The following is a 7,211-nucleotide window of genomic DNA, read 5'->3' as shown; positions in this document are numbered from 1 at the left end:
ACCAAAACCCCGCAACAACTTTCTTCTCAAAACATGCTTAGGAGGCCGTTAGCCGCCAAAAACCGACCAGCCGGTGCGCTGGGCCAGCAGTTCGAGCGCGCGGGTCCCCAGGGCCGAGTTGCCATTGGCGTTGAGACCCGGCGACCAAACGGCAATCGCCGCCTGCCCCGGAACGATAGCGAGAATACCGCCGCCGACGCCGCTCTTGCCCGGCAGACCGACGCGATAGGCGAAATCGCCCGAGGCATCGTAATGACCGCAGGTCAGCATCAGCGCATTGATCCGCCGTGCCCGTTCGCGCGAGACAACCGACCCGCCGGTGATCAGCCGCCCGGCATTGGCGAGGAACAGCCCGGCCTTGGCCAATTGCGCGCAGCTCATGGCAATCGCACACTGGTGGAAATAGACCCCGAGGGTCAGATCGACGGGGTGATGCAGATTGCCGAAGGCGCGCATATAGTTGGCGAGCGCCTGATTGCGAAACCCGGTCGCTTGCTCCGATCGCGCCACCGCCTGATCGACGACGATACTCTCGTCATCCGCCAGAAAATGCAGGAAGCGCAGAATCTCCCCCAAGGCCTCGCGCGGCTGATGGCCGGCGAGCAGCGAGTCGGTGACAACAATCGCCCCAGCATTGATGAAGGGATTGCGCGGAATGCCCTTTTCCTGTTCGAGCTGCACGATGGAGTTGAAGGCCGTCCCCGACGGCTCCCGCCCCACCCGCTTCCACAGGCCATCCCCCCATTTGCCGAGGGCCAACGCCAGGGTGAAGACCTTCGAGACGCTTTGGATCGAAAAGGGCGCCAGCGCGTCACCCGCCGTAATCACATCGCCGCCGGTGGTGGCAACGGCCAGCCCGAAGCTCTGCGGATCGACGCGCGCCAGTTGCGGGATATAGTCGGCCACCGCCCCCTCGCCCCGAAACGGGGCAAGATCGGCGTAAACGCCTTCGACCAGCGCGTGCAGGTCGGGCGTGCTGAGCGGGGTCATCTTATTCCCCGAGGTCGGCCATGCCGGTCTGGCGGAAGGGATTGGCGGGATAGACCCCCAAGACCTTCACTTCCCGGCTGAAAAACCGCAATTCCTCGAGGGCAAGCCGCATGGCACGCTCGTCCACATGCCCCTCGGCATCGGCGTAGAACTGCGCCGCAACGAAATTGCCGCCGACCATATAGCTTTCGAGCTTGGTCAGATTGATGCCGTTCGTCGCGAACCCGCCGAGCGCTTTATAGAGTGCCGCCGGGACCGAGCGGACCCGGAAGACCAAGGTGGTAATGCACGGCCCGTCCGCCGCGTCAGGAATTTCCGGCGTGCGTGCGAAGACCAGCATACGGGTGGTGTTATGTTTGGCGTCTTCGATATCGGGTTGGACGATCTCCAGCCCATAGAGATCTGCCGACAGAGACGAAGCAATGGCCGCCTGGGTGATATCGCCCGCCGCCGCGACTTTCGCCGCCGCCACCGCCGTATTGGCTTCCGCTATCGGCTCGAACCCTTTAGCGCGCAGGAAGCCGCGACACTGGCCGAGCGCCTGCTCGTGGCTATGGACAGTTCGGATCGTGGCTAGGGTGGCGCCTTTCGGGGCGAGCAACTGATGGTTCACCCGCTGGAAATGTTCGCCGACGATATGCAGCGCGGATTTCGGCAGCAGGTGATGCACGTCGGCGACCCGGCCCGCCAGCGAGTTTTCCACCGGGATCATCGCCCGGTCGGCCTCGCCCTCGCGCACGGCCGCCAGCGCATCTTCAAACGTCGGATAGGGGCGCGTCGCCACGCCGGGAAAGAACGCCCGGCACGCGAGGTCGGAATAGGCACCGGCTTGGCCTTGAAAGGCTACCAGACGGATCGGATCGGTCATTCTCTCTCCTGCGGACCCAGATGGGCCTCCCCCCGTCTGCGGCAATGCCTAAGTTCGGCCGGAAAGTAAAGAGCCTGCCCGCTATTCCCCGAGATCGGCCATACCGGTTTGCCGGAAGGGATTGGCGGGATAGACGCCTAACACCTTCACTTCGCGGCTGAAGAAGCGCAGTTCTTCCAAAGCGAGGCGCATGGAGCGTTCGTCCACATGCCCTTCCGCATCGGCATAGAATTGCGCCGCCACGAAATTACCGCCGACCATATAGCTTTCAAGCTTGGTCAGATTGATGCCGTTCGTCGCAAACCCACCGAGCGCTTTATAGAGTGCCGCTGGGACCGAGCGGACCCGGAAGACGAAGGTGGTGATGCACGGCCCCTCGGCTGCGTCCGGCACATCGGCGACGCGCGAGAGGATGAGCATGCGGGTGGTGTTATGCTTGGCGTCTTCAATATCGGGTTGGACAATCGCCAGCCCATAGAGATCGGCGCAGAGGGCGGAGGCGATGGCCGCTTCGGTTATGTCGCCCTGTTGCGCCACGAATTTTGCCGACCCCGCCGTATCGATATCGACCACCGCCTCCAGCCCATTGGCGCGCAGGAAGCCCCGGCACTGACCGAGCGCCTGAACATGACTGCGCACGCGCTTGATCGTGCCGAGGCGGGCGCCCTTGGGGGCCAGCAACTGATGGTTCACCCGCTGGAAATGTTCGCCGACGATGTGCAGGCCCGATTTCGGCATTAGGTGATGCACATCGGCCACCCGGCCCGCCAGCGAGTTTTCGATGGGGATCATCGCCCGGTCGGCCTCGCCATCCCTGACCGCTGCCAGCGCATCTTCGAAGGTCGCACAGGGCAAGGTCGCCACGCCGGGAAAAAAGGCGCGGCAGGCGAGGTCGGAATAGGCCCCGGGGACGCCCTGGAACGCGACGAGGCGGACGAGATCGGTCATGGCATGCTCTATAGAAAGGACGGCGACTCAGTTCGCGCGGTTGATCAGGGCGCGGGCCTGCTCAAGATCGGCGGGCGTATCGACGCCAAGCGGATTGGTATGGACGATCTTCACGTCGATGCGCATGCCGTTGGCGAGTGCGCGCAACTGCTCAAGCTTTTCCTGGGCCTCTAACGCCGCGACGGGAGCCGCGACAAAGCGCGCCAGGGCGTCGCGGCGGTAGGCATAAATACCGATGTGATGATAATGCGGCCCGTCGCCGGTCGGGATCGGCGCGCGAGAGAAATAGAGCCCCCGCCCGATGCTCGCCCGGTCCGAGGCGCGGGCGAGGGCTATCTTAACGATGCTGGGGGCGTGAAACTCCGCAGCGTCGTGAATTTCCGTCGCCAGGGTTGCGATATCGACGGCGGGATCGGCTTCCAGCGGCTCCAGTACATTGCGCAGCACGGAGGGATCCAGCGTCGGTAAATCGCCTTGCAGATTGACGATCACGTCGAAATCCCCATCGGGATCGACCGTTTGCGCCGCCACATGCACCCGGTCGGAGCCGGACGGCAGATCGGGATCGGTCAAAACCGCGCTACCGCCCCGCGCGACGATGACATCGTAGATCGCCTGATCACCGCAGGCCACTACCACCGGCCCCACCGCCGCCGCGACCGCGCGCCGCCAAACGTGCACGATCATCGGTTCGCCCTGGATATCGGCCAAGGGTTTATCGGGCAGGCGGACGGCCTTCATGCGGGACGGAATGACGATCAGCGGATTGAGCGACATGGTAAAACCCTTCAGGGCGCCCGGACCAAAAAAGGCGCGCTCGCTGTTGTGAAGCAAGAGCTTAGCCTTCGCAAGAGGGCGCAGGTCTGCGTTTTCGGCACCCCCGTTGCCCGGCCTACCGCACCGCGAAAGACCGTCCTGGGGAATGAGACATTGGACAGGACCAATCTTTGAAGCTATTTTCCGGCAAATCGCTGAGCAGACGGGTCGAAGAATACGATGTCGAGTTTCGAACTGAACAAAATCGCCGCCGCCGTTTTGGTCGCCGGGATCACGGCTATGGTCGCCAGCATTCTGGGCGGCATGCTGATTAAGCCGCATCCGCTGGAAAAGAACGTCTATGTGGTGGAGGGCGTTGGCGCCCCCGCCGCCGCCTCGGGCGGCGCTGCCCCGGCGGGCGACGCGCCGATCGAACCGATCGGTCCGCTGCTGGCCGCCGCCGATGTGAAGGCCGGCGAAGCCGCCGCCAAGAAGTGCGCCGCGTGCCATAGCTTCGATAAGGGCGGGGCCAATAAGGTTGGCCCGAACCTGTGGGATGTCGTGGGGGGCAAGCATGCCCATGTCGCCAGCTTCGCTTATTCCGACGTGCTGAAGAAGATGGCCGATGCGGAATGGAGCTACGAAGAGCTGAATAAGTTCCTCGCCAATCCGAAGACCTATGCTCCGGGCACCAAAATGTCCTTCGCCGGGATTAAGAAGGCCGAAGAACGCGCCCAAGTGATCGCCTACCTGCGTTCGCTGAGTGACGCGCCGAAGCCGCTGCCGTAACCGGCTGCGCCCAATCGGGACAGAAGGCCGCAGGTCCGCCGGACCTTGCGGCCTTTTTCTATGAAATCGGTGTAATGTCGGCGGAAAAACGCAGTTCGCTCTTGTGACGTTCTCGTGAAGACCCCATACCAATTAGAGCAGGTTACCAGTATAATCCTGCCAACAATTGGGCTACGGCGCGTCGAGGAGCGACAGGAGCGCGGCCGGGTCAAGGAGGGTGTGGCATGACGGCTGTTCCGATTTCCATTGTAACCGCGACCCCGGGGGCGGTTCGCCCGGCGAATTCGCCTGCCGACCGGGGCCAAGATCGCCGCAGCGAGATTCTAGCCGCCGCGCGCGAGCTGATGCTGACGGAAGGCTATGACCGCACGTCGATGCGCAATATCGCGGCGAAGCTGAACGTCACGCCGACCACCCTCTATCTGTACTTTAAGAATAAGGAAGAACTGGTCTTCCACCTGGTTCAGGAAACTTTCGGCATTCTGCTGGAAAACCTGAAATCGGTGATGTGTCCGGTTACCGATCCGCTCTGCGCCCTGCGCAAGGGGCTGGAAGCCTATATCCGCTTCGGCCTTGCCTACCCCGATCATTACCGCGTCGTCTTCATGACGCTGCCGCCCGAAGCCAAGCGCGACATGTGCCAGCAGAAGCAGGAAGAATGCTGCGATAGCCTGTGCGAACAGGCCTATGGCAGCCTGGAAAAGGGCGTGGCCCGCTGCCAGGCGGCAGGGCTGCTGCGCGATGGCGACCCGGCAGCCATTACGGCGGCACTCTGGGCGTCCGTCCACGGTCTTGCGACGCTGCTGATCAAATCCGGCGATCATCCGGCGGCAACGCCCGAGGTGATGATCGATACGCTGCTGGATACGCTGCTGCGCGGGCTTGCCCCCGACCATCCCCAACTGTCGCACTGATCCGCTATCGCCGGTTTGGCGGGCGATGAAGGAGAGTTTATGACGCGCACGACGCGGGCAATCGCCCTCGCCGCGAGCCTTTGTGCTTGCCTGTCTGCTGGCCTCGCCGCCGCCGAGCCGGTGCATGGGATCGCGCTCTATGGGGAGCCGAAATATAAGCCGGGATTCAGTCATTTCGACTATGTGAACCCCAATGCCCCCAAGGGCGGCGAGGTGCGCCAAGCGGTGTTAGGCGGCTTTGACAGCCTTAATCCCTTCATCTTGAAAGGCAACGCCGCCGCCGGGCTCGCCCTATTGTTCGATACGCTAACCATCGCGTCCGACGACGAACCGTTTACCCGCTATGGGCTGCTGGCAGAAACGATGGAGATTGCCGCCGACCGCGCCTCAATCACCTTCACCCTGCGGGCCGACGCCAAGTTCCATGACGGCAGCCCGGTCACGGTGCAAGATGTCGCCTTTAGCTATAAGATGCTGAAGGAAAAAGGCTCCCCCCATTATCGCAGCTATTTCGGCGATGTGACGGCGGTGGAAACCCCCGATGCGCGGACGATTACCTTCCGCTTCAAAGACGGTACGAACCGCGAGTTACCGCTGATTATCGGGGAATTCCCCGTCTTTTCCGCCGGCTACTACGCCAATCGACCCTTCGATCAGACCAGTCTCGATGCGCCGCTCGGCTCCGGCCCCTATAAGGTGAAGGCGGTGGATGCGAACCGCTCGATCACCTATCAGCGCGACCCCAACTATTGGGCGAAAGATCTCGGCCCGCAGAAGGGCCATCATAATTTCGATACGCTGCGCTACGATTATTACCGCGACGATGGGGTCGCCCTCGAAGCCTTGATGGCGGGCGATCTGACCTTGCGGCAGGAAACCTCCTCTAGCCGCTGGGCGACCGCTTACGATAAGCCGCCGGTGCGGCAAGGGCTAATCCAGCGTACCGAAATCGGCGATAGCAGCCCGCGTGGCATGCAGGGCTGGGTCTATAATACCCGCCGCCCGATCTTTGCTGACCGCCGCGTGCGCGCCGCCTTGGCCTATGCCTTCGATTTCGAATGGACGAATAAGACCCTATCAGACGGTAAGCTGATCCGCACGGCCAGCTATTTCGATAATTCCGAGCTACGCGCACGCGGTCTGCCGCAGGGCGACGAGTTGGCGTTGCTGGAGCCGTTTCGCGGCAAAGTACCGGACGAGGTTTTCACCCAAGAGTATCTGCCACCGCAGACCGATGGCAGCGGCAATATCCGCGATAACCTGCGCACGGCCCTGCGGATGCTGCGGGAGGCGGGCTGGACGGTGAAGGATAATAAGCTGGTCAATGCCGAGGGCAAACCGCTGACCTTCGAAATCCTGATCGACAATCAAGCCTTCGAACGCACGACGCTGCCCTTCATCAAAAATCTGGAACAGTTGGGCGTTACCGCCACCCTGCGCCTGCTGGATGTGGCGCAGTACCAGAAGCGGATCGAAGCCTATGATTTCGATATGATGATCGGCATCTTCCCGCAGTCGATCAGCCCTGGTAACGAACAGCGTGATTTCTTCGGTGCCCACGCCGCCGATATTCCGGGCGGGCGCAATCTTGCGGGCATCAAAGACCCGGCCATCGACGCGCTGATCGAACAGGTGATCTACGCCCCCAGCCGCGCGGCGCTGGTGACGCGCACCCGCGCGCTCGACCGGCTGCTGCGCTGGGGCCATTACGTTATCCCGCAGTTCCACGGGCGTACCACGCGTTATGCCCATTGGGATTTCTACGGGCGCACGGGAGTGGAGACGCTTCAGCGCGAGAGCTTTGATCGCTGGTGGTGGGATGCCGAAAAAGCTGCGGCAACGCAAGCCAAGAAGGGCAAGTAACGGCTCCTTTCCTACAGGTGTAGGAAATTAAAATTCCGTTAAACCGATGGAAGCGGACGGAGGCTTATGGTATCTCCACTGGG

At 62.3% G+C, this 7,211-nt stretch carries 7 protein-coding genes; 3 read left to right on the top strand and 4 right to left on the bottom strand.

Translation table 11 applies throughout. From position 1 onward, the window contains the following. Window positions 1–48: 48 nt before the first annotated feature. The 4 genes from CHR90_RS16480 to CHR90_RS16465 all read right to left on the bottom strand — a co-directional run bounded on the left by CHR90_RS16480 (window position 49) and on the right by CHR90_RS16465 (window position 3,583). Window positions 49–990: a glutaminase gene (locus CHR90_RS16480; RefSeq protein WP_094410193.1), complete on the bottom strand. Its 942-nt coding sequence runs from the start codon at window positions 988–990 to the stop codon at window positions 49–51. A 1-nt stretch (window position 991) separates the two neighbouring features. After that, window positions 992–1,858: a prephenate dehydratase gene (locus CHR90_RS16475; RefSeq protein ID WP_094410192.1), complete on the bottom strand. Its 867-nt coding sequence runs from the start codon at window positions 1,856–1,858 to the stop codon at window positions 992–994. Between the two features lie 81 nt (window positions 1,859–1,939). Beyond that, the gene (locus CHR90_RS16470) at window positions 1,940–2,806 is read right to left on the bottom strand and encodes a prephenate dehydratase (RefSeq protein WP_094410191.1); all 867 of its coding nucleotides are present in this window, start codon (window positions 2,804–2,806) and stop codon (window positions 1,940–1,942) included. 27 nt (window positions 2,807–2,833) lie between these two features. Next, a complete protein-coding gene (locus CHR90_RS16465) occupies window positions 2,834–3,583 on the bottom strand; it encodes a 3-deoxy-manno-octulosonate cytidylyltransferase (protein WP_094410190.1) in 750 nt (249 codons plus the stop codon). A 219-nt stretch (window positions 3,584–3,802) separates the two neighbouring features. Between CHR90_RS16465 and CHR90_RS16460 the strand changes: the two genes are divergently transcribed. The 3 genes from CHR90_RS16460 (at window position 3,803) to CHR90_RS16450 (ending at window position 7,128) form a co-directional block, all read left to right on the top strand. Continuing rightward, window positions 3,803–4,351 carry a c-type cytochrome gene (locus CHR90_RS16460; RefSeq protein ID WP_094410189.1) on the top strand — a complete coding sequence of 183 codons (549 nt, stop codon included), beginning with the start codon at window positions 3,803–3,805 and terminating at the stop codon, window positions 4,349–4,351. Window positions 4,352–4,575: 224 nt separating this feature from the next. Beyond that, window positions 4,576–5,265, top strand: a complete 690-nt coding sequence (locus tag CHR90_RS16455; protein WP_094410188.1) for a TetR/AcrR family transcriptional regulator — start codon at window positions 4,576–4,578, stop codon at window positions 5,263–5,265. Between the two features lie 39 nt (window positions 5,266–5,304). Next, window positions 5,305–7,128, top strand: coding sequence for an extracellular solute-binding protein (locus CHR90_RS16450; RefSeq protein WP_094410187.1), 1,824 nt, complete (start codon window positions 5,305–5,307; stop codon window positions 7,126–7,128). Window positions 7,129–7,211: the final 83 nt, after the last annotated feature.

The sequence above is a fragment of the Elstera cyanobacteriorum genome, assembly GCF_002251735.1.
In the GTDB taxonomy this organism is placed as follows: domain Bacteria; phylum Pseudomonadota; class Alphaproteobacteria; order Elsterales; family Elsteraceae; genus Elstera; species Elstera cyanobacteriorum.
This window is presented reverse-complemented; position numbering and strand designations above follow the sequence as displayed.

Coding starts and splice junctions, on each gene's coding strand:
- CHR90_RS16480 (WP_094410193.1), bottom strand. CDS start 990: ATGACCCCGCTCAGCACGCCCGACCTGCACGCGCTGGTCGAAGGCGTT.
- CHR90_RS16475 (WP_094410192.1), bottom strand. CDS start 1,858: ATGACCGATCCGATCCGTCTGGTAGCCTTTCAAGGCCAAGCCGGTGCC.
- CHR90_RS16470 (WP_094410191.1), bottom strand. CDS start 2,806: ATGACCGATCTCGTCCGCCTCGTCGCGTTCCAGGGCGTCCCCGGGGCC.
- CHR90_RS16465 (WP_094410190.1), bottom strand. CDS start 3,583: ATGTCGCTCAATCCGCTGATCGTCATTCCGTCCCGCATGAAGGCCGTC.
- CHR90_RS16460 (WP_094410189.1), top strand. CDS start 3,803: ATGTCGAGTTTCGAACTGAACAAAATCGCCGCCGCCGTTTTGGTCGCC.
- CHR90_RS16455 (WP_094410188.1), top strand. CDS start 4,576: ATGACGGCTGTTCCGATTTCCATTGTAACCGCGACCCCGGGGGCGGTT.
- CHR90_RS16450 (WP_094410187.1), top strand. CDS start 5,305: ATGACGCGCACGACGCGGGCAATCGCCCTCGCCGCGAGCCTTTGTGCT.